This is a genomic window from Nocardia sp. NPDC019395 (assembly GCF_040632335.1).
Taxonomy (GTDB): domain Bacteria; phylum Actinomycetota; class Actinomycetes; order Mycobacteriales; family Mycobacteriaceae; genus Nocardia.
This window is the reverse complement of sequence record NZ_JBEYBT010000010.1, coordinates 126,978-153,810: the sequence shown is the minus strand read 5'-3', so window position 1 is coordinate 153,810 and position 26,833 is coordinate 126,978. Positions and strand designations below refer to the sequence as shown.

Here is a 26,833-nt window from a genome sequence, read left to right as displayed (position 1 = left end):
GTGACCGCTACCACCGAAGAATCTGCCGGCGCGCACCTGGGAGACCCGAGCCTGCTGCGCACCGCCGCCTACGTCGATGGCCGCTGGGTCTCGGATGGTGACGCGGGGACCTTCACCGTCACCAATCCGTCGACCGGGGGCGTGCTCGCCGAGCTACCGTCACTGAGCCGCGAACAGACGAAAGCAGCCATCGAGGCCGCAGAGCGCGCGCTCGCGGGCTGGCGCAGGCTGGCCGGCAAGGAACGTTCCCGGATTCTGCGCCGCTGGTTCGACCTTGTCACCGAGCACACCGATGACCTCGCCGCCCTCATCACGCTGGAGGAGGGCAAGCCGCTGCCGGAGGCGCGGGCCGAGGTGGCCTACGCGGCGTCGTTCATCGAATGGTTCGCCGAGGAGGCCAAGCGGGTCCGTGGCGATATCTTCGACGCACCGACAGCCTCGCGCCGGATCGTCGTGCTCAAGGAGCCTGTGGGCGTCTGCGCGGCAATAACCCCGTGGAATTTTCCCGCGGCGATGATCACCCGTAAGGCGGCGCCGGCGCTGGCGGCGGGCTGCACCATGGTCGTGAAACCGGCCTCGCAGACGCCGCTGACAGCACTCGCCCTGGCCGAGCTGGCCGACCGCGCGGGTATCCCCGCCGGTGTGCTGAGCGTCGTCATCGGCAGTGCGCGCACGATCGGCCCCGAACTCACCGGCAACCCGATCATTCGCAAGGTCACCTTCACCGGCTCCACCGAGGTCGGCCGTCAGCTTCTGGAGGAGTCCGCGGCGACGATCAAGAAGGTCTCGATGGAGCTCGGCGGAAACGCCCCGGTCCTCGTCTTCGACGATGCCGACCTAGAAACCGCCGTGACGGGTGTCCTTGCCGCGAAGTACCGCAATTCCGGCGAATCCTGTATCGGCGCCAATCGTGTGTATGTGCAGTCGGGAATCTACGACCGCTTCGCCCGGGAGTACGCCGAGCGCACCTCTCGGCTGGTCGTCGGTGACGGCTTCGGCGAGGGCGTCGCGATCGGACCGCTCATCGATGCCACCGGTGTCGCGAAGGTCGACGAACATGTCCGCGACGCTGCCGCCAAGGGCGCGACGGTTGCTGTCGGCGGCCGCGTCAGCGCGGTGGGGGGACTGTTCTACGAGCCCACGGTGCTGACGGGCGTCACCCAGGACATGAAGATCGCCCATGAGGAAACGTTCGGCCCGATCACTCCCCTGATCCGCTTCGACGACGAGGCCGACGCCATCCGCATGGCCAACGATACCGAGTTCGGACTCGCCTCCTACGTTTTCAGCGCCGATGCCGACCGCATCTGGCGGGTCGCGGCCGCCCTCGAGGCCGGCATGGTCGGGATCAACACCGGCCTGATCTCCAACGAGGTCGCACCCTTCGGTGGCATCAAGCAGTCCGGCATCGGCCGCGAGGGCTCGGTCTACGGCATCGACGAGTACCTCGAAATCAAATACCTGTCCTGGGAAGGAGCCGGGGAACACTGATCCCCGGAGAAAAGAGACGAACACATGGCTGCTTACACCAGAACCGAGTCGCGGGCCTGGGCCCGAGAGAAGCTCATCGGCGCCGTCAACTGCACGATCCCCTCGTTCACGGCCGACCTGTTGAACCTCAACGAGAAGGGCATCCGCCACGATATCGCGCTCGCAAAAGAGCACGGTTTCATCGGAAGCCTCGCCATCGGCGAGGTGAGTATCTCCCTCGACGAGTACATCGAATTCGTCCGGATCTCGAAAGAAGAGGCCGGCGACGATTTCTTCATCTGTCACCACGCCTGCTTCAACACGCTCGAAGAGAACATCGAGATGGCGCAGCGGGCGGAAGCAGCCGGTGCCGACCTCATCCTGCTGACCTACCCGCCGAGCTTCTACCCCGAGACCGAAGACGAGGTCTTCGAGTACACCACGGCGTTCGCGGACGCGACCGGGCTCGCGATCATTCTCTTCCCGATGACGATCTGGAACTTCTCGCGCCTGCATCCCTCCGATATCTCGACCCGGCTGACCCGGCGGATCCTCGACGCCGCACCGAACGTCGCAGTCATCAAAGCCGAGGGCGGCTACCCGAACATCATGAACGCCGTCGAGTGCCATCGGCTCTTCGGTGACGAGGTCGTCATCTCGGTGCCGATCGAGGGCGATCTCATCCCGCTGTCGCAGGTCATCCCGATTCAGCTGTCGGCGACCAGCGACCACGAGTACTTCGGCCCGCTCATCCCCCGGATCATGCAGCTCATCCGGGACGGCAAGCACGACGAGGCCACCGAACTGTACTGGCGGCTGCACCCGGCACGCGTGGCGAAGAACGGCCTCTTCGCGGCGGTCCACGGCGGCTCGGTACTCAACCGGATGGGCTGGAAGTTCCAAGGCTGGCTGCAGGGTTACAACGGCGGCCCGCTGCGCATGCCCACCATGCGCCTCCAGGACAAGCAAATGAAGGGATACCGCGCGGCGCTGATCGAGGCAGGCTTCGACATCCCGGACGAGCCGTTCAAGAACTTCTTCATCGGCCGCAACCCCGCCTGACCTTCCGACCGGAAGCATCTGGCGTCGCCCACTGGAAATCGGAGGATCATCAGCCATGCCACAGCAGGTTCGCGGAGTCATCGCCCGGAAGCCCGGTGCGCCGGTCGAACTGACCGATATCGTCGTTCCCGACCCCGGCCCGGGCGAGGTCGTGGTATCCGTGGCCGCGTGCGGGGTATGCCACACCGACCTCACCTACCGCGAGGGCGGCATCAACGACGAGTTCCCGTTCCTGCTCGGCCACGAAGCCGCCGGAACCATCGACAGCGTCGGCGCGGGCGTCGACTCCGTCGCGGTCGGCGATTTCGTGGTACTGAACTGGCGGGCAGTCTGCGGTAGCTGCCGGGCCTGTAAACGGGGTCGGCCGCAGTACTGTTTCGACACCTTCAACGCGACACAGAAGATGACGCTGACCGACGGCACCGAACTCACACCGGCACTGGGTATCGGCGCCTTCGCCGAGAAAACTCTTGTCCACGCGGGCCAGTGCACAAAGGTCGACGCCGCGGCCGATCCGGCCGTGGCCGGTCTGATCGGCTGCGGAGTGATGGCCGGGCTCGGCGCCGCGGTGAACACGGGCAACGTCGGCCGGGGCGATTCGGTCGCGGTGATCGGCTGCGGCGGTGTCGGCGATGCCGCCATCGTGGGTGCCCGCCTGGCCGGAGCGTCCATGATCATCGCCGTGGACCGCGACGAAAAGAAACTCACCTGGGCCCGCGAACTGGGTGCCACTCACACCGTCGACGCCACCACCGCCGACACCGTCGCCGCCGTACAAGAACTCACCGGCGGATTCGGTGCCGATATCGTCATCGACGCCGTCGGCCGTCCCGAAACCTGGCGGCAGGCCTTCTACGCCCGCGATCTCGCCGGCACCGTCGTCCTGGTCGGCGTGCCCACCCCCGATATGCGCCTCGACATGCCGCTGATCGACTTCTTCTCCCGCGGCGGGGCGCTGAAATCCTCCTGGTACGGCGACTGCCTGCCCGAACGCGACTTCCCCATGCTGATCGACCTCTATCAACAAGGCCGGCTGCCGCTGGACAAGTTCGTCACCGAACGTATCGGCCTCGACGAGGTGGAGCAGGCATTCCACACCATGCACCAGGGCAACGTGCTGCGGTCGGTGGTCGTGCTGTGACCGGGCGGCTCCGCATCGAGCAGGTGGTCACCTCCGGAGTCTTCGAACTCGACGGCGGAAGCTGGGAGGTCGACAACAACGTCTGGGTCGTCGGCAACGACGACGAAGTCGTCGTGGTCGACGCCGCACACGAGGCCGGACCCGTCATCGAAGCCATCGGCGACCGCAATGTCGTCGCCGTCGTCTGCACCCACGCCCACAACGATCACATCACCTTCGCCCCGCAGCTCGGCGAGGACACCTGCGCACCGGTTCTGGTCCATCCCGGCGACGATCCTCTCTGGCAGCAAACCCATCCCGGCCAGAAATACTGGCCGCTCACCGATACCCAGCGCATCGCCGTCGCGGGCACCGAGCTGCACATCATCCACGCACCCGGTCATTCACCGGGATCGGTGTGCCTGCACTTCCCCGAAGCCGCCGCCCTGTTCTCCGGCGACACCCTGTTCGCCGGAGGACCGGGAGCAACGGGCCGCTCCTTCTCCGATTTCCCCACCATCATCGACTCCCTCCGCGACCGCCTGCTCACCCTCCCCGAACACACCCGCGTCTACACCGGCCACGGCGACGGCACCACCATCGGCACCGAAGCACCCCACCTCGCCGAATGGATCGCCCGCGGCCACTGACCGGCTTCCTCCGACCGCACCGCCCGAACCAGAAAGCGACACCCCAGCCCATGCACCGCAACGCCCCGGCGCACGACATCGACGAGTCCGAACTCACTGTCACCGCACCGAAAACTCAGGCAGCCGGGGTGAAAGCGGTCGCCGTCGCCTTGGAACGCGCCGTCGCGGAGATGGGCATACACCGCACCGCGCGCACCCTTTCTCGCCTGAATCAACGGCACGGATTCGACTGCCCCGGCTGCGCCTGGCCGGAACCATCCGGCCACCGCCGCCCCGCCGAATTCTGCGAGAACGGCGCCAAGGCCGTCGCAGAGGAAGCGACACTACGTACCGTCGACCCGGGCTTCTTCGCCCGGCACCCGATCCGGGACCTCGAAGGCAAGTCCGGATACTGGCTCGGCCAACAGGGCCGGCTCACCCATCCCATGGTCGTGCGACCGGGTGACACGCACTACTCCCCCATCGGCTGGGACGCGGCATACCGCCTGATCGCCAACGCATTACGTGACTTGAAATCCCCCGACGAAGCGGTTTTCTACACCTCGGGCCGCACCGCCAACGAAACCGCGTTCCTCTACCAGCTGCTGGTACGCAGTTTCGGGACCAACAACCTGCCCGACTGCTCGAACATGTGCCACGAATCCTCCGGTGCGGCGCTGACAGGATCCATCGGCATCGGCAAGGGGTCGGTATCGATCGACGACTTCACGGAAGCCGATCTGATCGTGGTGGCAGGCCAGAACCCCGGCACCAACCATCCACGCATGCTCTCTGCACTGCAAAAGGCCAAGGCGTCGGGTGCGAAGATCATCGCAATCAACCCCCTGCCCGAAACCGGGCTGCTCGGATTCCGGGACCCGCAAACGGTCAGCGGATTGACCACGGGTGTCAGCATCGCCGACGAGTTCCTGCAGATCCGCGTCGGCGGCGATATGGCCCTGTTCCAGGGGCTGGGCAAGCTGCTGTTCGACGCCGAGAACCGTGCACCCGGCACCGTGATCGACCGGGAATTCATCGCCGCCCACACCCACGGCTTCGACGCCTACGCGCAGCGCATGCGCGCGGTCGACCTCACCGTCGTCGAGCGCGCGACCGGTCTGACCCGCACGCAGCTCGAGCACACCGCCGAGCTGCTGGCCACCTCGAAAGCCACCATCCTCTGCTGGGCGATGGGCCTCACCCAGCAACGGCACGGTGTCGCCACCATCGAAGAAGGCACAAACCTGCTGTTGCTTCGCGGCATGATCGGCAAACCCGGCGCCGGCGTCTGCCCGGTACGGGGCCATTCCAACGTCCAAGGCGACCGCACCATGGGCATCTGGGAGAAGATGCCAGAGTCATTCCTCGACGCATTGGACACCGAATTCGGTATCACCTGCCCCCGCCACCACGGTTATGACACCGTCGAAGCCATCCGCGCCATGCGCGACGGCAAGGCCAAGGTGTTCCTCGGCATGGGTGGCAACTTCGTCTCCGCATCCCCGGATACCGCCGTCACCGAAGCTGCGCTGCGCAACTGCGACCTCACCGTCCACGTCTCGACCAAACTCAACCGCAGCCATATCGTGCACGGACGCACCGCACTCATCCTGCCCACTCTCGGCCGCTCCGACACCGATCTCTCCCTCGGCGGCACCAGACAGCAAGTATCGGTCGAAGACTCGATGTCGATGGTGCACTTGTCCACCGGCCGACTGTGGCCAGTCAGTGACCAGCTGCGGAGCGAAGTCGCCATCGTCTGTGAACTCGCCGACGAACTATTCGGGCCGGATCATCCCGTGCCGTGGTCGACGTTCCGCGCAGACTACGACGCCATCCGCGACGTTATCGGACGTGTGGTGCCGGGCTGCGCCGATTACAACCGCCGGGTACGCGGCCGCGACGGTTTCCAGCTCCCCCATCCACCCCGCGATGCCCGCGAATTCCCCACCACCACCGGGAAAGCCAACTTCGCGAGCAACGAGTTGCAATGGCTCCCGGTCCCGGCCGGCCGGCTGATTCTGCAAACGCTGCGCAGCCACGACCAGTACAACACCACCATCTACGGACTGGACGACCGCTACCGCGGCATCCACCACGGACGGAAAGCCGTACTGGTCAATCCCGACGACATCACCGCCCTAGGTTTCGCCGACGGCGACCTTGTGAACCTGGTATCGGAGTGGACCGACGGTACCGAGCGCCGGGTCACCGGCTTCCGGATCGTCGCCTACTCCACACCTCGGGGTAACGCCGCCGCCTATTACCCCGAAACCAATCCGCTGGTCCCGCTCGACCACGTCGCCGAGCGATCGAACACACCGGTCTCCAAGGCCGTCACCATCCGGCTGGAACCCTATTGCGCAGGATCACGCGATTGAGCCGAGTCACCACCCGCCGGAAGACTCTGCGGATATCACCTGCGGGACATATCCGCAGGCCCGACACCCTTGCGGTCGAGGAACCGCTCGAGCTGCGCATCGACGGTGAGCCACTGACCGTCACCATGCGCACCCCGGGCAACGATATCGACCTCGCCTACGGATTCTTGTTCGGTGAGAACCTCATCGGATCGGTCGATGATATCGTCTCCGCCCGATACTGCGCCGGAACCGACGCCGAAGGCCACAACACCTACAACACCCTCGACATTCACCTACGCACACCCGTTCCCCTGCCCAGCCGCCGCTTCATCACCAACAGCGCCTGCGGACTCTGCGGCAGAACAGCACTCGACGATGTGCTTTCCCGAACTCGATTCCCTGCTGCTGCCCACGATTTCACCATGGAAGCAGCCACTCTGATCGAGCTGCCCGATAAGCTCCGTTCCCGGCAATCGGCGTTCACCACTACCGGAGGGCTACACGCCGCCGGCCTGTTCACCGCCGACGGCACCGCTCTCGTTGTCCGCGAGGACGTCGGCCGGCACAACGCGGTAGACAAGGTCATCGGCTGGGCATTGCGCGAAAACCGGATTCCCGCAGCGGACCTCGTGCTCATGGTGAGCAGCCGGGCCTCCTTCGAACTGGTACAGAAAGCAGTGACGGCCGCGATCCCGATACTCGCCGCAGTCTCGGCGCCCAGCTCGCTGGCCGTCGACCTCGCCGCCGAAGCCGGCCTCACCCTCATCGGATTTCTACGCGGCGAAACCATGAACGTGTACGCCACGACCGAACGCATCACCACCGAGATTCCGGCGCACCACTCTGAGGATTGACTGATCACATCCTAGACGTACCGTTTCATATGCGTCACGCTGCGGAATGCAGCTCCAAGGAAGGCAGATGATTCATGACCGTTCGACTACGCCAATCGGTTTTCGTCCCACCGCCCGTCTACGTTGCGGCCGACCAGCTGGGACTACTCGCGGCGGCCGGGCTCGACGTCGAAACCATACTCACGCGCTCGTCGGATCAGCAGCGGGCTCAACTCGCCGCCGGTGAGTGCGAGCTCGCCGTTACCGCGATCGACAATCTGATCGTCTGGAATGCCGCCGGGGCCGGCGTCCGGCTGCTTGCGCAACTGGAGCAGACCACGCCCCTGTCGCTGGTGGGCGCTCGCGGTGTCGACACGATCGATGCGCTGCGTGGGGCCGAATTGGGGGTGGACGCGGTCGACAACGGTTTTTCCGTCGTGCTCCGATATGTCCTGCGCTCGCACGGACTCGCGCCCGGCGACTATCTACTGAGGCCGGTCGGCGGAGTGCGTGAACGCTTCGAGGCGCTTCGGACGGGCCGGATAGCGGCAACACTTCTGGGCCCACCGCTGGACGAGTACGCAAGGCAGGAAGGGCTGGTGCCCCTACTCACCGTGGCCGACGAACTGCCCGACTACCCAGGGCAAGGGTTGGTGGCCGGTCCCTCCGCGCCGCCCCGGTCGTCGGAGACGATCAGCGTATACCTGTCCTGCTTGGATCAGGCGCGCCGCTGGCTGGCCGCGGCCGACAGCGCGGACGCCGTCGACGTGCTGGTCCGGGGCGGCTACACCGAATCCTCCGCACAGGTGAGCATCGATACCACTCCGGCGTCTCTGCGGCCGGACGCCGCCGGCCTGCGGCGCCTCTACTCCCTCCGCGCCGGATTGGACATGATGCCGCCCGGCGCCCCCGGAGCAGACGAATTGTTCGTTCCCGCAGACCCCGCAGCGGGAGAGGCCGAATGAGCGCCTCTGCCGTCAGCGGAAACCAGGGAAACGCCCACATCGCCGATGCCGTGCACGCGCTGCTGGATACCGATCAAGTGTCGCGCTCGCTCGGGATAGAGGTGCCGTCGGCGGCCCAGGGGCGCGCGGTGGCTCGTATGCGGGTCCGCCCGGATATGGTCAACGGACACCGGATTCTGCACGGCGGCCTGCTGTTCACCCTGGCCGATACGGCATTCGCCTGCGCGGCGAACAGTTTCGGACCAGCCGCGGTAACCGCGGCCGCGGATATGCAGTTTCTGCGACCGGCGCTGCTCGGCGATCTGCTCACCGCGGAGGCTATCGTCGGTGCCCGCTCCGGACGGACTCTCATCTGCGACGTAACCATCCGCCGTGACGACGATGTCCTCGCCGAGTTCCGTGCACGCGGCAGCCTGATAGTTGCGCGACATCCCGGACAATAGCCCTTCTACCTGCGCAAATCGCGATCCACACAAGGGCATTGTGATCCGCGCCGCATCGACGTAGAGTGGCAATTCGATACGATACGTTTAGTACACGAGGAGTGGTTGGTGTCGTACCAATATGAAGTTGCGGTCATCGGCTGCGGACCCGTGGGAGCGACCGCACTTGCCCTGCTGGGACGTGCGGGCATATCGACGATCGGGATCGAACGGGAAACCACAGCCTGGCCGCATGCCCGCGCCGTGCATTTCGACGGTGAAACGCTGCGGACCCTGCAGGGACTCGGCATCGGTGAGCAGGTCGCCGCGCTCTGCGAGCCGATGACCGGTTTCCGCATGGAGAACGAAGCGGGCGAAACCCTGGTCGAGGTGCCCACCGGTCAGTTCGGTGCACAGGCATGGCACGACGACCTCATGTTCCATCAGCCCGATATGGAGGCGCTACTGCGTAGCGAACTCGAGCGGTACTCGAATGTGGATCTGCGCACGGGCTTGACGCTCGTCGATTTCGCGCAAGAGGGCGACGCGGTCCGGTGTCGGCTGGAGGATACCGACGGGGTTGCCGAGTCGATCACCGCCCGCTGGGTGATCGCGTGCGACGGCGCCAACTCCGCGGTCCGGCGCGGACTAGGGATCGAGACCGAAAAGATCGGTTCCGACGACCCGTGGCTGGTCATCGACGGGATGCTGCGCAACAGCCCAGGTCTGCCCGGCACCATGGCTTTCCTCGGACATCACACCCGGCCGGGCCTCTGGGTGCGACTGCCCGGCGAGCGCGTCCGGATGGAATTCAAGGTCATGCCGGGCGACGACCACGAGGAGATCGTGACCCGGGAGGCCATCGAGCGCATCAGCCGTGGTGTCCTGCCCGTGACGCACTTCGAACCCGATCGCATCGCCATCTACACCTTCCGTGCCCGCGTTGCCGAGCAGTGGCGTTCCGGGAACGTGTTCCTCGCGGGTGATGCCGCCCATCAGGCGCCGCCGCTTTTCGGCCAGGGTCTGTGCGCCGGAATGCGCGATGTCACCAATCTGGTGTGGAAACTGGCGGCGGTCGCTCGCGGCAGCGCACAGCCGGATCTCCTCGAGACCTATGAGAGCGAGCGGCGGCCACATGCCCGCTACTGGGTGGAAAAGGCCGCCACCATGGCACACCTGGTCCAGACCACAGATCCGGCGACGGCGGCCGGCCGCGATGCGCATATTCGCGACCATCCCGAAGACGTCTATCCGCCTCTTCCGGCCCTGGGGCCGGGATTGCACGCCGGGCCCGCCGATCCGCACGCCGGACAGCTGTCGAAGCAGCCGATGCTGGCCGGCGGGACTCGTCTCGACGACATCGTGGGTCCGCGGTTCCTACTCGCTACCACTCCCGAACTGTTCGCCGAACTACCCGAGGACCGGCGAAACGAGCTCGAGACCAACCCTGAGATCGTGGTGCTGACTGCTCCGGAACAGGTCCGCGAACTCCTCGCGTCGGTCGGTTCGGACGCCGTCGTCGTGCGACCGGATCGTTATCTGCTCGGCACCGCCCGTGCACACGCAGAGCTGAAGCAACTGCTCGCCATCGTCCCCGCACTCGCCACTGTCCCGCGGCAGCCCGCCGCCGCGCCCAGTAGTGACCTCGTGACCGGTGCCACCAGCTGATCCCGGCATGCCGTACGTCCAAGGAGGAAAGCCAATGTCGTTCAGTCCCATCACCCATTTACGTCATGTCGACATCGCCGTACCCGATTTCGACAAACAGGTCGCCTTCTACACCGACAACTGGGGTTTGGTCACCACCGGCAGCGAACGTGACGTCGCCTACTTCGCCGCCGAAGGCTCACCCGAGCAGTACATCGTCCGGGTCCGCCGGGCCGCCGAGAAACGGCTCGACCTGATCGCGCTCGGTGCCGCCGATCGCGAGACCGTGGACGCGCTCGCCGCACGCCTCGGCACCGAGGGCGTCACCCTGGTCAGCGAGCCGGGAGATCTCCAGACACCCGGCGGCGGTTACGGTTTCCGGTTCTTCGACCTCGAAGGCCGCACAGTCGAGGTATCGGCCGATGTCCGAACCCGGCAGCACCGCAAGATCGAGGAAAAAGAAGACATCCCGGTGCGGCTGTCGCACGTAGTGTTCAATTCCCCCGAGCCGGAGAAGATGACGGCCTGGTACGAAAAGCATCTGAACTTCCGGCTCTCGGACACGAATACGCATCCACGGATGGGCGGATTGTTCTGGTTCCTGCGCTGCAGCGACCAGCACCACAGCATCGCGATCTCCCGAGGCCCGCACACCGCGTTGAACCATGTCTCGTTCGAGCTTCGCGGCCTCGACGAATACCTGCGCGGAAGCGGTCGTCTGATGCGCGCCGGAATTCCCAAGATCTGGGGCCCCGGCCGCCACCGCGCCGGCGACAACACCTTCACGTACTTCCACGACCCCCACGGCAACACCATGGAATACACCACGGAACTCGCCACCATCGACGAGGACACCTGGCATCCGAGCATCTTCGATGTCACCGAACCGGAGACCTCCGACGTCTGGGGAATCGCCGAAACCGCAGACGAGTGGATCAGCAAGCAAATGTTCAACGACCCGGACAAGGGTGTCTTCGTCGCACCACCGATGTGAGGCGACACCGCGCGAGGGAAAGGGCGGGGTAGACGGAAGTCCGTCTACCCCGCCCTTTCGCTGCTCTACCCGTGGGTACGGACGCCGCACCCACCCCTGGTCGGAGGCGGCAATCGTCGGTGGTGATCTGCGGGTGAGCCCTCCGCCCGTATCGGCCGTCCGAGGACGTACCGCGGACGTCTTTCTGTGGACGCTTCGAGAAGACGCCGAAGCCCCGAGTTCATGTTTCGAACTCGGGGCTTCGAATCCGGCAGGAGTCGGCCGCCGAGTTGTTCCCGGCCCTATCCCCTGACGATGCCTTGCGCGGTCAGCCTTCGGCGTGGGCGGCGCAGCAGACAGTGCGCTGAGTGCCCAGGCCGGTGATCTCGGCCTCCATCACGTCTCCGGACCGCAGGAAGCGCCCGTGGTGAGAACCGTTGCCGGCGGGCGATCCGGTGATGACCATATCGCCCGGCTGAAGCGTGGTGTAGCTGGAGATGTAGGAGATCAGCTGGGCAGGCCCGAACAGCATGTCACTGGTGGAACCCTTCTGCATGATGGTTCCGTTGAGACGCAACGTGATCTCCAGATCGAGCGGATCCGGGACGAATTTCGCCGGAGTCAGGTACGGCCCGGTCGGATAGAAGGTGGGCGAATTCTTCGCCCGCATCCAGTCGGTGCCCATCATGGGAATATCGCTCCTGCCCACCAGGGTTCGTGTGGTCAGGTCGTTGCAGATGGTGTAACCGGCGACCGCGTCGAGGGCCTGTTCCACGCTGACATCGCGTGTCCGGCGCCCGATGATCACGCCGAGTTCCAGTTCCCAGTCGTGGTTGTCACCGACCGCCGGCAAAATCACTTCGTCGTACGGGCCGCTGATGGCCGCGGGTACGCCGACCCAGACATAAGGGTCGCCATGTGCCGCGCGTTCATCGGTTTCCCGGGCGGCCTGCTCACGCAATTCCGCCTCGGTCGCCTCCGGAGTACCGATGCGGTGCGCGACGGTGATCTGAATGATGTGCTCACGGTAGTTGGCGCCCGCGGCAAAGATCTGGCCCGGTGGCTGTACCGGTGCCGCGACGTGGAGCTCGCCCACCGGACGGCCGTCGCCGGTGACACTGTCGGCCAGATGCTGTAACCGTTCGAGAGATGTGTCCCAATCCTCGAGCAGTGCGGGGACGGTCGCAGCGTGCGGCAAGGTGGTTCGCGTGTCGTATACGCGGCCGTCGACGACGATTCCGGGAAAGGGCGACTGCCCTTCGTCCGAGAACGTCCCGAGGGCGAATCTGGTCTCACTCATGGTGTCCTCACAGTGTGTCGGCGGTGCGCGAAGTCCTCGTATTCTCGGAGCAGGCCGCTGTCGTCGACGGCACCGAGATCGACGACCGCCGTCAGCGGCGATCCCTGCAACATCCGTTTGACAGGAACCTCGAGCTTCTTTCCGGTTCGGGTGTGCGGGATCGCCCGCATGAACACGATGTCGTCGGGCACATGCCGCGGCGACAGCGACGTTCGCAGTGCGTCCCCGATCCGGGCCTTCAGACCGTCCGGATCCGGACCGTCCATCGCGGCCACGAACAACACCATGTCGTAGTCGTCGGCGCCGAGCTCGGCGCCCACCACGAGCGCTTCACTCACCTCGGCGAAGTCCTCGACAACCCGGTATATCTCGGCCGAACCGATCCGGACCCCCTGACGGTTCAACGTGGAATCCGAACGACCACCGATCACCGAGCTGCCGTCGGTATCGAACTCGATGAAATCGCCGTGCCGCCACACGCCGGGGAACATGTCGAAATAGCTTTCCCGGTAGCGCTGATCTCCCGGATCGTTCCAGAACCGCAACGGCATGGACGGCATGGGCTCGGTAACGACCAGCTCCCCCGGTCTGCCGATGACCGGCGTGCCGTTGCTGTCCCACGCGGCGACGGCGACACCGAGAGCCGGCGCTTGCAACCTGGGCTTGCGCACCGGTAGTTCCGGGACACCGCCGACGAAGATGGACCCGATATCGGTGCCGCCACTCATCGACGTCAGCCACATATCGTCGAAATTCTCGTACACCCAGTCGAAACCGGCCTCCGACAACGGTGATCCGGTGACCTGTAGTGTCCGCAACCGGCCCTGCCGCGGTTCGAGTCCTGCCTTCGAACAGGCATGGATGTAGCCGGCGCTGAGCCCCAGGATATCGACATCGTGTTCGGCCGCGACCTGCCAGACCCGTCCCAGCTCGGGCCGGACCGGGCTGCCGTCGAGCAGGACGGCGGTCGCGCCGACGCCGAGTGCGGAGACCAGTGTGTTCCAGACGACCCAGGACGTACTGGCGACGTTCATATGGCGGTCGCCGCTGTGCATATCGCTGTGGAACCGCAGCATTTTCAGATGTTCCAGCAGCACTCCGCCGTGGCCGTGCACGATACCTTTGGGAATACCGGTGGTGCCGGAGGAGAACAGCACCCATAACGGGTGGTCGAATGGCAGCTCGGCAAACTCCGGTTCGACGTTACCCGCGGTGACCGCATCCCAGGCGTGCACCGGTGTACCTACGGCCGGTTGTTCGCCCGGGCACAGGTCGGCCACCCAGATCACCTGCTCGAGGTCCGGCAGCCGGGCGGCGACCTCGGTCATTTCGGTCGTCCGCGGATGCTCGCGCCCGCCGTGCCGGTAGCCGTCGACAGCGATCAGCACGCGCGGGGCGAGCTGGGCGAATCGCGAAACGATCGCATCGGTGCCGAATTCCGGTGAACAGACCGACCAGACCGCGCCGACCGCGGCACAAGCCAGCAGCCCGATCACCGCCTCGGCTCGGTTCGGTAGCACGGCGGTCACCCGATCCCCGGGCCGGACACCCATCGATCGCAATGCTGCGGCCAACGCCGCGACCCGCCGGCTCAGCTCGATGCCGGTCACCGTGTGGGACCGATTGTCGTCGTCGACGACGATCAGCGCGGTCTCCGGCGCGTTCCGCAGCAGATGCCGGGCATAGTTGACTGTCCGACCGGGAAACCACGCGCCCCCGATCATATTGTCCGGAGCGATCGGCCCGGTCGCCGCGCCGCCGAGCTCGACCTGCTCGAAATCTGCCACAGCAGACCAGAACTGATCGGGATTGTCGGTCGACCACCGCCATAGATCCAGGTAATCGGCATCTCGCAACTCGGGCCGGAGGCCGGACCTGAAACGGGTCAATTCGGCCGCGGCCACTCGTTGCCGAGTAGGCCGCCACACGACATCACCTGTCACGGCCCGCTCTCCTCGAACAACGGCAGCGAACCGATGAGAATGAAGGCCATGCGGCAGGGTTTGTCGCTGCGGTTGGACCACGAATGGCTGGTGCCCCGCTGCACCACCACATCGCCGGCCTTCATCAACCGTTCACCCTCGTCGGTCATCAGCCAGATCTCTCCCTCGAGCACGATGCCGTAGTCGAGGGAATCGGTGCGGTGGAACCAGAAGTGCCGGGAGTCCTCCGCGGCCGCCGCGCGCGCGTGTTCGCCGCCGAACTCGCTGAACATCGTCGTCGCCGCGGTCTCGCTGTACGCGGTATCCGGGGGAAAAGTGGCGACCCGGAATATGGTGCCGCCGGCCTTGGGATACATGGGTATCTGGGTCTCGGCGGTGGCCGCGTCCTCATTGCCGGCATTGGAGATATCGCCGGGTTCGGTCTGCCAGGCCACGCTCGAACCGAAGCCCGGGATATCGTCGGAGACGAAGATATTCGGGCACGGACCGTCGGAGACGATGATGGAACGGCCGTGTTCGTCGTGCCCCGTGACGATCCGGCGCACGGGCGGTACCACGTGGTTGCCGGTCATCGGGCGGTCTCCTCGGACTGTTCGGCGCCGAAGGGGTAAGTACGCGGCTCGGGCCACCACGGCGCGACCACGGGCTCGGCACTCATCCGGTTGCGCAGGACACCGACGCCGCTGATCTCGAGTTCGACGACATCGCCCGGCCGCAGTTTCTTGTCGATTTCCAGGGCGGAGCCGTTGGGCAGGGTGCCCGAACCGATGAGGTCGCCCGGCTGCAGCACGTCACCGATCGAGACATAGGCGAGCAGCTCGGCGGGCGTGTAGATCATTCCTTCGGCCTTGGTGCTGGTCCATTCCTCGCCGTTGACGCGAACCGAACCCGTGATCGCGTCGAAGTCCGCGATCTCGTCCATGGTGGTGATCCACGGGCCGATTCCGTAGGCGAAGTCCTTGCACTTCTGCGGACCCATACCCATGCCCATCTCAGGTCCCTGCACGTCGCGCGCGCTGAAATCGTTGAAGATCGTCAGGCCGAACAACCGCTCCTGAGCCTCGTCAGGGGTGAGATTGCTGCCGTGCGCGCCGACGATCAGCCCGATCTCGAGTTCGTAGTCGACGAATTCGGAGAAGCCCGGGTAAGGCACTTCCTGATCATGGCCATAGCTCACCCCGGTCGACCCCTTGAAGTAGCCCGGCGTCTTGAACAGCTGAGGATTGGGCAGCCCACCGCCGACCTTCTCGTGGAACTGCTGCATATGCAGCGGGAAGGTCAGACCGTCGCGGATCACCGGCGAATCCACCGCCGCCACCCAATCGACGCCGTCGATCGGTAGCGATGCGTCGTCTCCGGCCCCGTCCACGGCCCACTGCGCCGCGTCGAGGAACGCGGGACCGGCCGCGATCGCCGCCGCCATGCTCGACGGAAAGTAGGCCGCCGCCAGCCGCCGCGCCGCAGCGGCCGAGGCCGAATTGCCCTGACGAGCTATCCGATAGGCCTGCGCCAGATCGATCACTCGTTCACGCTCGGGCTCGACGGCCACGAGCCGGATCTGATCACCATCGGGGGACGAACGGGAAATGCGGCCCAGCTTCATTGCCAACTACCTCCATAGTATTCGAAACGTTTCGTATCGTATAAGACCAGTCTAGCGATGTCCATGCCATAAGTAGAGGTTGTTTCGCGCTATCATTCGCTGGTGGCTGTACGAAGCGAATCGAGTCGCCAAGCGATTTTGGACGCAACCATGGACCTGTTGGTCCGGGACCGTCGACGGGCTACCACCGTGCAGAAGCTGACCATCGAGATGATCGCCAAGCGCGCCAAGGTCAGCAAGGCGACGATCTACCGCTGGTGGCCCAACAAAGCCGCAGTCGTCATAGACGCCTTCGTGGAGAGTCATCTCCCCCAGGTCCGCATCAATGAGGACCTGCCGGTACGTGAGGCCCTGGATACACACGTCAAAGCGCTGATCACGCGCTATGCCGGACCCCAGGGCCGGCTTATCGCGCAGATCATCGCCGAGGGCCAGTACGACCCGGCCACGCTCGACGATTTCCGGACCCGGTTCTGGAACGATCGGTACGCCGCGGTGGACAAGCTGATTCGGCGCGGGATCGACGAGGGAATCTTCCGCTCCGATATCAACCCCGGCGATGCCGCAGAGATGATCTACGCTCCGATCTATTTCCACCTACTCATCGGGGTCGGACCACTCGATGAAGCCCTCGCCACCCGGCTCGTCGACCAGGCAATCCGTGGCCTCGCGGCGCAGGCTGCCGGAAACGGAGAATGAGCACGGCCGCCACGGCACCGTGCAGATTTCGCGGCGAACCAACAGGTTTGATGAGCTCGGTGAACGCGATCTCGCGGATAGGTGGAATCGGCCGACTCGGCTCGGTAGTTCACCTGCATGGCCAACATCTGACGGCAAGCTATCGGCCGAGCACGACACCGTCTTCGAGCGCCATGACGCCACCGACGCCGAGATTTGCGTACATGGTGTGCATCGCATCGCCGATGAGCACGACCCCGGCCCGGAATGCAAGGGCGCCGCGCTCTGGTCAAGCCCCGGCCAGCAGAGAGGTACCAGCATCTCGGAGCATGATTCGGTAGATGACGCCGGCGACCCGCGCCGGGCCGGCGCCTCGAGATCCTGATGCGTTTCTTCGGCCCGGAGAGAGCCTTTCTCGACAAGACATGGCAACTGCCCGACATCGGACTCACCGAGTAATGATCAGCAACCGGACACATCCCACTGCCGCTGATCAGGCATCTGCTGCGGAGCGTTCAACGACTCGATCGCATCCGTCGATCAGATCACCCGCCCGATATCGACGTTGCATTCGAGGAACGGGGATGAACTCCTCCCACGCGTTGTTCCACAACCGCACGATCGCACCGTACTTCGAGTCCCACCACTGGGTCAGCTCATCGAGCGCAGCCCGGGAGGCCTCGACGTTTATCGCGGTGTAGATCGGTATCACGTCTCGTTTCAACACGTCCCAGTCCTGCCGAGCGGCCAGCCGGAACGTGTTGCGGATCAAATGGATGATGCGGGTCTGCGCCGTGGCCAGCGGCCACACGTTCCCCACTACCTCAGGCAAGCCCTCGAGCCCGCCACAGACCAGGAGGAACACGTCCTTGACCCCGTGGTTGCGGATCTCGGTCAACAACAACGCCGACTACAACTTCATCATGTACGCCCGCGCGAAGCGATGCGACAGCGCCGGCAACAACTGCGAGGTCGTCAAACAACAAGAGGTCATCGCCGCCACCTCGGGCAATACCGTCGCTTCCTACTATCCCGGCGCGATGCCCGCCGGCAACCCCATCGGCCTGCTCACTGTCTACTGTAACTACAACGACCCCTCCAAGCTGCGATGCGAAGATTGGGTGAACAAGCCCTCAAAGCCCGCACGAAGTAAGATCTGTCACCGGCCGTCACACGATTCGGTGACGGCCGGTGACAGAGCCGGCCATCGACAACGAGGACGACTGCTTCGATGAGCAAGACCCTAGAGCGGCTGGTCACAGAACTCGAGCAGCGCTACGCATCACCCGTGCAGGCCCAGCACCGCACCGACATCTCGGTGGTCACCGCCGGCGGGTGGCCCCCAGAGGAGACCGCCGAGCCTCAAAAACTCGGCAGAGTAGCAGGCCCGGCGCTGACCCTTCCGGAAACCGATGTGGCAACGACGGTCACCTATTTCGACGCCGCCGACCTGGGCACCTTCGGTGACGGCGTCGAGATGATGGGCGTTCAGGTTGCGGTCACCGCCCACCCTCGCGGCGAGGCCGATATCCCGAGCACGTGGGTGCGGTTACCCGATACCGAAGCCGAGGCATGGGCGCGGGTGCTGCTGGGTCGCCGATGGTCGCAATACGCCTACTACCTGCGCAACTCCCACGGCCCCTGGGAACATGTCACCCGTGTAACAGTGCTGCTGGATCGGCAAGCCCAACCGATACCGGCACCAGCAGACTTCCATTTCGCCGGTGTTCCGCTGCACTCCGGCCAGGTCACCGTCCGCGCACTGGATCCCGTTACCACCCACGGGCCGACCACCGAAACCATCGCACCTGCCGACCCGGCCGCAAGCCTGCAATGGCCGGTCGAACTGACCGGATCCGGCCCCGGCGACGCCCAGCACGCCGCCCACGCCCTGCTCGACGCACTGAAAATCAAGGGCCGCATCGACCACAATTTCCAGCTCCTGACGATGCACATCGACGGCCGGGTCGCCGCCATCGGTTTCCGACGGCGCAACACGGGCGCGGCCTCCCGAGAACGAGTCACCCTGCCCACCGCAAGCGACCTCGCCCAACACAGCGACTTCTGCCGCCGCTCCATCCCCCGCTGCCGTACCCGCCCACGACCGTTCAGGAATGGGTCGAGCAACTGTGCCTGCTGTTCCGTGAACACTTCCACACCGGCGGCCTCGGCATGCTCTACGACGGCTTACAGGCGATGCAGGAACACCCCGACCCACCGAAGTAGCCGAAATCTTCTAGGACTCAGGTGCTCTCGTACCCGCTCGAAACCTGAGGGCCCCCGAGTCCACTACCCCGGGGGAACATCACCTCCAAGGAAGCGGGGGAACCTCACTTCGACGAGCTGCGCCAGGAGGTCGGTCGGCAGGGCGCGGCGGTTGGAGCGGGTGCGTTTGGGTTTGGTCAGGTGCGACCGGGTTGTCGCGGGGGTCGATGAGTCGGCTGTCTTCGGCGTGCCTGTACAGCTTGCGCAGCGCGTCGATGACGTGGCGCACGACTTCGCTGCCGCCGCGATCGGAACGCCGGATCACCCGACCGGCCCGGATCTGTTCACACAGCACCTGCAGGTCCGCGGTGGCGGGTTCGTCGAGTCTCCGCTCACCCCAGCCGGGTTGAATCAGGATCTTGTTCCAGTACGTGCAGTAGTGCTCACGGGTACGGCCCGCGGGCATCCGGTCGATCGCGGCGGGGATGAACTCGGCGAAGGTCGGTGCGAGACGCGCGGTCTCGGCCGGCGCTGCGGTGCCGAGGTCGGCGGCGGTGAGACCGAAGCGTTCCATCATCATATGGACCGCGGCGATATCAGCCTGGGTACCAGCAGTCATTCGGGTGCTCCTTCCGCGAAGCGGCGAGCGAGGATGTCGTCGAGAACCGCGGCGGGATACACGACCAGCAGTGCCTGGTCGGAATCGGCAGCGAGCAGCACACGGTCGCCGATCAGGGGCCCACCCGTGAACGAAGGCAACAACGGCGCCAGTGTGTCAATGGTCACAATTTTCACCCCCGCCCGGGGTGAAACCGCAGGTCACAGCGGTGACAGGAAAATGGGTGTCCAGGCAGCGCACGAACACGGTTCTTGGGGCACAAATGCAGCAAAAAAGTGTCCGGAGGGGGAATCGACCCAAAACCCCACGCTGGTACACCGTGCGGAACTCCACCTGCCGGAGCTGGACGGGAAGGCCTGAACCCGCCCGATGGCTATGGGCTCGCGCCAGTCCTGGGTTCGGGACCAGCGATGACCTGTCCGCCGCGCTCGATCGATCCGCCCATCGCGAGTCCAGGATGCACATACGCCGTCGGATCTATCATGGGTCGCCGTCCAGCTCCATACCTCGGGAGATCAACCTGCGCACATAAATCGCCGAAGAGGCCCGGCGGGCGTGGAGAGCCCTCCCGATAAACCTTCGGACAATGCTCGGCGAACCTTGGCGCCGGTGCGCGGCGCCCAGCAGGACATCCGCTTCAGCCGGATGCCAGAAGTGTCACCACCCGGGCGGCGCACGGTTCACTATCCCTGTTCATGCCGTTGCCGGAAGTTGGGAGAGAATCTTGACCGACCGGGAACAAAGAAGTAATTTGTTTGCCAACAATTAAGTTTTTACAGCCTGGCCCAGTTGGCCGACCCCTCGCGCAGCGGCCCGCAGCGAGAAGGAGTTCGATGGCATTTATCACCAGGTCAGGCAAGGATGCCCGATAGCCGGATGCCGACGGAAGCGACGTCGGTGACCCTCACCCAGCGATCTCGCATGAAATACGGAAGCAGACATGTCAGCACATCTTCCCGCTCGTACGGTCGACCGCCCGACCACATCGCACTGCGTCGAGCGGCACCAGTGCCCAACTGCGTGCGTCCCGGAACAAGACCCAACTGATCGCTGGGCGCGGAGGCCACGATGACCGCGGCGGCCTTTTCCTTACCGACCGCGCCACCGGCCGAACGGCCGGCACAGGAGCCGGTCCCCATGCCGCACTTTCCGACCGGAATGGCTCTACTTTCCGCGCTCCGGAGCCCCACCCGACCCGCCCCAGAGTTGGCCCAATGGGCCCGCAGGCTTCATTCGATCTACTCCCGGCGAACCGGGACAACCCCGCTGTCCCCCGAACTTCGTCGCGACGCCGACAATACGATCAACGAAATCAACGCGTGGGTCGCGCGAAACGTGCAGCGCGCCAACGGCGGCGCGACGATGTCACCGGTATCCCTGGGGGAATTGATCTCCAGAATCGTACGCACCGAGAAACGGTCGAACGAACTTCCGGTTTCAGAGGTTCATGCGGTATGGACTCGCTTGGCACAGCATGTCCAAGCCTATGACGACCTGCTCCGCGGCGTAACCTCCGGCCGGTACGATCTGCCCGATTATCTGGCCGAAGTCGACCAATTGTGACCTGTCAGCTGTTCGTTCGCGACGAGATGTCCCGTCAACTGGAAATAGTGGCCTCGGCCATCTCGGTGATCACCGCAGCGAGGGAAAGTATCCGGTGGGCGTCTCGCACATGCAGACTCTCGATCATTTTCCCGTCGACCGTAATGACGCTCTCCCCGGCCGCCCGGGCCGCTTCATAAGCAGACACCACGGCGCGGGCGTAGGAGATCTCCTCGGCGGTCGGACCGAAAATGTCGTTGGCCGGGCCGATCTGAGATGGATGGACGACGGTCTTGCCATCGAAACCCATCTCGCGGCCTTGCCGCGCTTCCGCGGCAAAACCTCCGTTGTCTTTGATGTCGTTGAACACCCCATCCAAGACGATCTTCCCTGCAGCACGCGCTCCGAGCACCGCCAAGGACAGTGCGGTGAGCACCGGTTCGCGACCCGGACGGGACACCGCGTGCAGATCGTTGATCAGGTCGTTCGTACCGACCACCAACACTGCGAGGCGATCGCTGGCAGCAGCGATTTCTTCGGCACGCAAGAAGGAACCGGGCGTTTCGACCATCACCCAGAGTGCGAGCTCCGGCGAGGCCCCCGCCGCATCCAATGCGGACGCCAGGGCCTGAACCTCTTGCCCGGAAGTCACTTTCGGCACCAGAATGCCATCCGCCCGCGAGCCGGCAACCGCGGCAAGGTCGTCACTGTGCCACTCGGTGCCCAAGCCGTTCACTCGCACGACGACCTCACGAGGACGGTACGCCCCACTATCGACGACGTCGCACACTTGTTGACGAGAGGCTTCTTTCGCGTCCTCACCGACCGCATCCTCCAGATCGAAGATCACGGCATCGGCCGGCAGGTTTTTGGCCTTCTCCAAGGCTCGGGCGTTGTTGCCCGGCACGTAGAGGACGGATCGGCGGGGGCGTATCACAGAGGTCACGACGGCTTACTTTCTGTTGGCCTGGAGAGTCGCACCGGCATTCCCGGAGGGCTGCTGCCGCCTGAACCGGCACACAGGCAACAGCGTTAGATGATAGTTATACAACCAACTATTTCTGTCAACTTCCCCCCACGCAGCTTCGCCATCTGCGCCGATCACCCCACCGACACGGCCGCCAACACCCACAAAAGCGACCAACCCGAGCACACAAGTAGTGCGCCGAAGCTGGACGACACCACACAGAGGCTTGCCGCAAGCACCGGCAAACGCTAACCTCACTACATTGCTGGTCAACAAACTATGAATGTGGGGCTCCCCAGTGAACCGTCCGCTGGTCGATCCGCGGCCCAGGATCCCGCTGGCCTATCGCACCGAAGAACGCGAAGCCATACAACAGATGGCGCGCGACTTCGCCATGCGTGAAGTGCTCCCGGTGGCGAACGAGCTCGATCCCGAGCACGCGATGATCCCCGACTCGCTGCGCGCCAAAATGGCGGACCTCGGCTTCTTCGGGATCCTCATCCCGGAAGACCACGGCGGCCTCGGGCTCGGCGTCTTCGAATATGCGGTCATCACCGAGGAGCTCGCCCGTGCCTGGATGAGCGTTGCCAGCATCCTCACGCGCTCGAACATTGCCGACACCCTGGACCCCACCCAGCGGGCCGAGATTCTGCCCCGGGCAGCGCGGGGCGAGTGGCTGGGCGCGTTCGCGATGAGTGAGCCCGGTGCCGGGTCCGATATCGCATCGATCCGCACTCGGGCCGATAAGGTCGACGGCGGCTGGATGATCAACGGCCAGAAGATGTGGTGCACATTCGCCGATCAGTCCGACGGGATCGTCGTGGTCGCCCGTACCGAACCGTACGACCCCGAGAAGCGGCACAAGGGGATTCGCCGATTCATCGTGTACAAGAATCGGGGTGAGTTCCCGAAAGGCTGTACCGGAACAGCGGTTCGCAAGATCGGCTATCACGGATGGCGGACCTTCGAGCTGTCATTCGACGATTGCTTCGTCCCGGACAGCGCGCTCCTCGGCTCCGAGCAGGGCGTGAACAGCCCTGACCAAGGTTTCAAGCGCGTGGCCGCCGGAATGTTGACACCGCGCATCCACACCGCGGCCCGTTCCATCGGCCTGGCACGTGGCGCCCTCGAAGACTCGATCCGGTATGTCCAGGAACGGGAGCAGTTCGGGCATGCCATCGGCGATTTCCAGGTCACCCGGTTCAAGATCGCGACCATGGCCACCGAGATCGAACTGTGTCGCGCGCTGATGTACGAGGTGGCCGCCGAAGTCGATGCCGGCGAGGCATCCGATATGCGCGCCGCGATGGTGAAGTACGCGGCCGCGGAGATGTCCGAACGGGTGACATCGGAGGCCCTGCAGTTGCACGGGGGCGCCGGATACACGACAGACTTCCCGATCGAGCGCTACTGGCGGGATGCGCGTCTCACCAAGATCTTCGAAGGCTCCTCGGAAATCATGCAGCGACTTGTCTCCGACCGCCTGCTACCTCCGACACCCTTCCGATGAACGCTACGCCTCCGAAAATGGCTCCGCCCGAATATATCTCGGCGATAGCGTCGTCCCGAGACGGCCATCCTAATTTTTAGTCGACGAACTAGGATTATGAGATGCAAGCCAAGCAGACGCTCAACGGGCATCAAGTCCGGTCCGAACGCTCCACCCGTCTCCTCCTACGGGCTGCCGGCGACCTGGTATCCGAGGGTGGCTATCAGTCGATGACCCTCGCCACCGTGGGCGAACGCGCCGGTTACAGCCGCAGCCTCGCGACGGCCCGGTTCGGCTCCAAGGCCAAGCTGCTCGAAGCCCTGGTCGAGGAAATCGTCTTACGCTGGGATGTCGAACATGTCGAGCCCGAACTCCACGGGCTGACGGGCCTCGAAGCACTGCGGGTGCTGTTGACCGAGATCAAGAACGCCTACCAGCGGAGTCCTCGTTCTCTGTTCATCCTCTATGCCCTTATCTTCGAAGCCATCGGCCCCGTTCCCGAGTTGCACGATCGGTTCATCGCCTTTCACCGGAACCAGCGGATGCGCATCGCGAACCACATCAGCACCGGTATACGGGATGGCTCCATTCGCCGAGATATCGAATCCGAACAGCAGGCAGCGATGATCGTCGCTCAACTGCGCGGTGTCGGATACCTGTGGAAACTGGACCCGGGCACTATCGACTCCGGCGCAGTGCTGACCGCTTTCATCGACCAAGTACTTCACAATCTCGCGCACACAACACAGTCGCCGAGAAAGATGCCGGCCGATAACCACATCCAAACATGAGGCCACACGCTCGACTTTCCACCGCACGCACAATATTCATACCTGTTGGCCAGCGCCTCCAGGCGAAACGAGGCATGTCATGACCGGACCACTCGCCGGGCTCCGAATCGTAGAACTGGCCAGTATCGGCCCGGGCCCGCACGCGGCGATGATCCTCGCCGATCTGGGCGCCGACGTCGTACGCGTCGAACGCCCGGACGCACCGTTCGGGCTGGGCACGCATGGCCGCAATGAACAACTCCGTGGACGCCGCACGATCACCGCCGATCTCAAATCGAGTGCGGATCGCGCGACTGTCTTCGAATTGGTGGCCCGCGCAGATGTGCTCATCGAGGGTTACCGCCCCGGAGTCGCGGAGCGCCTCGGGATCGGACCCGAGGATTGCCGACGGGTGAACCCCCGCCTCGTTTACGGCCGGATGACCGGATGGGGGCAGGACGGCCCGCTGGCCGACCGCGCCGGGCACGACATCAACTACATCGCGATCGGGGGCATCCTCAACGCGGTAGGACGCGCCGGTCAGCGGCCGGTACCACCGCTCAATCTGATCGGTGACTACGGCGGCGGCTCGATGCTGCTCCTCGTCGGAATTCTGGCGGCGCTGTGGGAACGCGAGCGCTCGGGCAGCGGTCAGGTGATCGATGCTGCCATGATCGACGGTGCCAGCTTGCTTGCGCACATGCTGTGGTCGATGCACGGCGGCGGCGCCTGGACCGGCGGCCGCGGCGAGAACCTCCTGGATGGCGGCGCCCCCTTCTACGACACATACGAGTGCTCCGACGGCGGATACATGGCAGTCGGGGCGGTGGAGCCACAGTTCTACCGTCGGCTCCTGGAGGGCACGGGGCTTGCTGACGAAGACCTACCCGAACAGCACGACCGGAGCGGATGGCCGACGGTGCGCGCGCGGTTGACCGAGGCGTTCCTGGCCGCGCCACGTCAGCACTGGATAGACGTCTTCGCCGAGGTCGACGCGTGCGTCACTCCGGTCTTGTCCTTCGACGAAGCCGGTCGGCACGATCATATTGTTATGCGTGGTGTCGTCAGAGACCTCAATGGGATCGTGCAGCCGGCCCCGGCGCCACGCTTCTCACGCACGAAGCCCGGCACTCCCGCCTCACCGCCGCGGCAGCCAACCGACGCCGGCACCATCCTTGCGGAGTGGACCACGCGATGATGCCGCACCGGGGGCTGAAGCGTCCGCAGCGGATCCAGCCCCTATAGCGTTCTCCGGCAACGCCCTTCGCCGATTGATCAGCTCCCCCGGTGCCGCGAGGCCCCATCGAGCCGTACGGCTTCGATGTTCAATACGTCGAGAATCCGGGCGGCCGACGGACCGAGCCTCTTGCCGCCCGTGTCCGCTTCGGACGATTCGGGCCCTGGCCCAGTTGCCGGATCGGGACACGAGGCCTCGGTTTCGCTCGGCGCCGCTGTCGATGAATCGTTGATCGGCATGAGATTCTTTCGTTGTCCCGCCTCAGACACGGTCGACCGGCTCCCGAGCGCCGGATAGGTGGCAGATCACCTGGTTGATGTATGTGGTGAGTACCGCGCCGGAATCGATATCGGAAGGAGCCAACTTCCAGAGATATCCGACGCCGCGCAGTTGCGCGACGATGGCGGCCGCCTGTTGATCGGGGTCGATATCGGCGACGACTGAACCGTCGTCCACCCCTCTCCGGATGTAGGCCGCGATTCGGGACCGCTGCCCCTGGTGGAATTCTACGAATCGGTCACGAAGCTCGGGAACGGGTCCGACCGCCTCGAAGATGAGGGCGTAGAGAATCTCGAGAGACTTGGGGCTTTTCTCGTAGGAATTCCTGATCTCCGTCAACATCACGCGTAGCGCATCGAGGCCGCTGAGCCCGTGCAGTTCGGGCTCGACCTTCTCCACATCCCAGCGGACAACGATTTCCTCGACGAGCGCCTCGAGCAACTTCGCTTTGGAACCGAAGCGAGCAGTCGCGAGACTACGGCTGTATCCGGCCCGGTCACCGACTGTCGCCAGGGTCATGGACTGGTACCCGCCCTCGGCTACGAGTTCCCCGGCGGCCCGTAGGAGAAGACGGGTAGAACGTTCAGACCGCACCTGATGGCCGTTGAGCGCCTGCTTACTTTCCATATCCCGATCATAGTTGGTCAACAAGAAAAATTCTCAGGGCCGCAGCCTTCGCGGCGTGGCCGTCCGATCTGCCGGGGTAGGTGATGCACC

General features: G+C 64.8%; 23 protein-coding genes and 1 pseudogene. 17 read left to right on the top strand and 7 right to left on the bottom strand.

The features are described from left to right. The 10 genes from ABZ827_RS21840 (at window position 1) to ABZ827_RS21795 (ending at window position 11,505) form a co-directional block, all read left to right on the top strand. Window positions 1–1,491 carry an NAD-dependent succinate-semialdehyde dehydrogenase gene (locus ABZ827_RS21840; RefSeq protein ID WP_357239404.1) on the top strand — a complete coding sequence of 497 codons (1,491 nt, stop codon included), beginning with the start codon at window positions 1–3 and terminating at the stop codon, window positions 1,489–1,491. Between the two features lie 24 nt (window positions 1,492–1,515). Then, on the top strand, window positions 1,516–2,532 hold the full coding sequence (locus ABZ827_RS21835; protein WP_357239401.1) for a dihydrodipicolinate synthase family protein: 1,017 nt from the start codon (window positions 1,516–1,518) through the stop codon (window positions 2,530–2,532). Window positions 2,533–2,587: 55 nt separating this feature from the next. Then, window positions 2,588–3,673 carry an S-(hydroxymethyl)mycothiol dehydrogenase gene (locus ABZ827_RS21830; RefSeq protein WP_357239398.1) on the top strand — a complete coding sequence of 362 codons (1,086 nt, stop codon included), beginning with the start codon at window positions 2,588–2,590 and terminating at the stop codon, window positions 3,671–3,673. Next, complete coding sequence (locus ABZ827_RS21825) at window positions 3,670–4,302, top strand: MBL fold metallo-hydrolase (protein ID WP_357239394.1); 633 nt, start codon at window positions 3,670–3,672, stop codon at window positions 4,300–4,302. Before ABZ827_RS21830 ends, ABZ827_RS21825 begins: the two co-directional genes overlap by 4 nt. A gap of 50 nt (window positions 4,303–4,352) precedes the next feature. After that, entirely contained in the window at window positions 4,353–6,662 is a 2,310-nt protein-coding gene (locus ABZ827_RS21820; protein WP_357239391.1) for an FdhF/YdeP family oxidoreductase, read from the top strand. Beyond that, window positions 6,659–7,498, top strand: coding sequence for a formate dehydrogenase accessory sulfurtransferase FdhD (gene fdhD / locus ABZ827_RS21815; RefSeq protein ID WP_357239388.1), 840 nt, complete (start codon window positions 6,659–6,661; stop codon window positions 7,496–7,498). The genes ABZ827_RS21820 and fdhD overlap by 4 nt, the downstream gene beginning before the upstream one ends. Before the next feature lie 74 nt (window positions 7,499–7,572). Beyond that, window positions 7,573–8,442: an ABC transporter substrate-binding protein gene (locus ABZ827_RS21810; RefSeq protein WP_357239385.1), complete on the top strand. Its 870-nt coding sequence runs from the start codon at window positions 7,573–7,575 to the stop codon at window positions 8,440–8,442. After that, window positions 8,439–8,885, top strand: a complete 447-nt coding sequence (locus tag ABZ827_RS21805; protein ID WP_357239382.1) for a hotdog fold thioesterase — start codon at window positions 8,439–8,441, stop codon at window positions 8,883–8,885. Before ABZ827_RS21810 ends, ABZ827_RS21805 begins: the two co-directional genes overlap by 4 nt. Before the next feature lie 108 nt (window positions 8,886–8,993). Beyond that, window positions 8,994–10,532 (top strand): bifunctional 3-(3-hydroxy-phenyl)propionate/3-hydroxycinnamic acid hydroxylase, encoded by a 1,539-nt coding sequence (locus ABZ827_RS21800; RefSeq protein WP_357239379.1) that lies wholly within the window; start codon window positions 8,994–8,996, stop codon window positions 10,530–10,532. A gap of 34 nt (window positions 10,533–10,566) precedes the next feature. Then, window positions 10,567–11,505 (top strand): VOC family protein, encoded by a 939-nt coding sequence (locus ABZ827_RS21795; RefSeq protein ID WP_357239377.1) that lies wholly within the window; start codon window positions 10,567–10,569, stop codon window positions 11,503–11,505. Window positions 11,506–11,812: 307 nt separating this feature from the next. On the opposite strand, the gene ABZ827_RS21790 is transcribed toward ABZ827_RS21795, so the two are convergent. The 4 genes from ABZ827_RS21790 to ABZ827_RS21775 are packed head-to-tail and all read right to left on the bottom strand — an operon-like array spanning window position 11,813 to window position 16,330. Next, a complete protein-coding gene (locus ABZ827_RS21790) occupies window positions 11,813–12,784 on the bottom strand; it encodes a fumarylacetoacetate hydrolase family protein (protein WP_357239374.1) in 972 nt (323 codons plus the stop codon). Next, window positions 12,781–14,727 (bottom strand): acetoacetate--CoA ligase, encoded by a 1,947-nt coding sequence (locus ABZ827_RS21785; RefSeq protein ID WP_357239371.1) that lies wholly within the window; start codon window positions 14,725–14,727, stop codon window positions 12,781–12,783. Before ABZ827_RS21785 ends, ABZ827_RS21790 begins: the two co-directional genes overlap by 4 nt. Further along, on the bottom strand, window positions 14,724–15,299 hold the full coding sequence (locus tag ABZ827_RS21780) for a cupin domain-containing protein (protein WP_357239368.1): 576 nt from the start codon (window positions 15,297–15,299) through the stop codon (window positions 14,724–14,726). Before ABZ827_RS21780 ends, ABZ827_RS21785 begins: the two co-directional genes overlap by 4 nt. Beyond that, a complete protein-coding gene (locus ABZ827_RS21775) occupies window positions 15,296–16,330 on the bottom strand; it encodes a fumarylacetoacetate hydrolase family protein (RefSeq protein ID WP_357239614.1) in 1,035 nt (344 codons plus the stop codon). Before ABZ827_RS21775 ends, ABZ827_RS21780 begins: the two co-directional genes overlap by 4 nt. A 102-nt stretch (window positions 16,331–16,432) precedes the next feature. On the opposite strand from ABZ827_RS21775, the gene ABZ827_RS21770 reads away from it, so the two are divergent. Next, window positions 16,433–17,029, top strand: a complete 597-nt coding sequence (locus ABZ827_RS21770) for a TetR/AcrR family transcriptional regulator (protein WP_357239365.1) — start codon at window positions 16,433–16,435, stop codon at window positions 17,027–17,029. Between the two features lie 522 nt (window positions 17,030–17,551). On the opposite strand, the pseudogene ABZ827_RS21765 reads toward ABZ827_RS21770, so the two are convergent. Then, window positions 17,552–17,909: pseudogene (locus tag ABZ827_RS21765) on the bottom strand (transposase); the annotation flags it as partial. Here ABZ827_RS21765 and ABZ827_RS21760 point away from each other — a divergent pair. The 3 genes from ABZ827_RS21760 (at window position 17,878) to ABZ827_RS21750 (ending at window position 21,395) form a co-directional block, all read left to right on the top strand. Continuing rightward, a complete protein-coding gene (locus ABZ827_RS21760) occupies window positions 17,878–18,243 on the top strand; it encodes a hypothetical protein (RefSeq protein WP_357239362.1) in 366 nt (121 codons plus the stop codon). The pseudogene ABZ827_RS21765 and the gene ABZ827_RS21760 overlap by 32 nt on opposite strands. Then, window positions 18,240–20,192, top strand: coding sequence for a hypothetical protein (locus ABZ827_RS21755; RefSeq protein ID WP_357239358.1), 1,953 nt, complete (start codon window positions 18,240–18,242; stop codon window positions 20,190–20,192). The genes ABZ827_RS21760 and ABZ827_RS21755 overlap by 4 nt, the downstream gene beginning before the upstream one ends. Before the next feature lie 708 nt (window positions 20,193–20,900). Further along, window positions 20,901–21,395, top strand: a complete 495-nt coding sequence (locus ABZ827_RS21750) for a hypothetical protein (protein ID WP_357239355.1) — start codon at window positions 20,901–20,903, stop codon at window positions 21,393–21,395. A 34-nt stretch (window positions 21,396–21,429) separates the two neighbouring features. Here the strand turns inward: ABZ827_RS21750 and ABZ827_RS21745 are convergent, their stop codons facing one another. Further along, on the bottom strand, window positions 21,430–22,320 hold the full coding sequence (locus tag ABZ827_RS21745) for a CoA ester lyase (protein WP_357239352.1): 891 nt from the start codon (window positions 22,318–22,320) through the stop codon (window positions 21,430–21,432). Between the two features lie 319 nt (window positions 22,321–22,639). Between ABZ827_RS21745 and ABZ827_RS21740 the strand changes: the two genes are divergently transcribed. The 3 genes from ABZ827_RS21740 to ABZ827_RS21730 all read left to right on the top strand — a co-directional run bounded on the left by ABZ827_RS21740 (window position 22,640) and on the right by ABZ827_RS21730 (window position 25,798). Next, window positions 22,640–23,851 carry an acyl-CoA dehydrogenase family protein gene (locus ABZ827_RS21740; protein WP_357239349.1) on the top strand — a complete coding sequence of 404 codons (1,212 nt, stop codon included), beginning with the start codon at window positions 22,640–22,642 and terminating at the stop codon, window positions 23,849–23,851. A gap of 101 nt (window positions 23,852–23,952) precedes the next feature. Beyond that, entirely contained in the window at window positions 23,953–24,621 is a 669-nt protein-coding gene (locus ABZ827_RS21735) for a TetR/AcrR family transcriptional regulator (protein WP_357239346.1), read from the top strand. 79 nt (window positions 24,622–24,700) lie between these two features. Beyond that, on the top strand, window positions 24,701–25,798 hold the full coding sequence (locus ABZ827_RS21730) for a CaiB/BaiF CoA-transferase family protein (protein WP_357239343.1): 1,098 nt from the start codon (window positions 24,701–24,703) through the stop codon (window positions 25,796–25,798). Between the two features lie 300 nt (window positions 25,799–26,098). Here the strand turns inward: ABZ827_RS21730 and ABZ827_RS21725 are convergent, their stop codons facing one another. Further along, complete coding sequence (locus ABZ827_RS21725) at window positions 26,099–26,743, bottom strand: TetR/AcrR family transcriptional regulator (RefSeq protein ID WP_357239340.1); 645 nt, start codon at window positions 26,741–26,743, stop codon at window positions 26,099–26,101. Window positions 26,744–26,833: the final 90 nt, after the last annotated feature.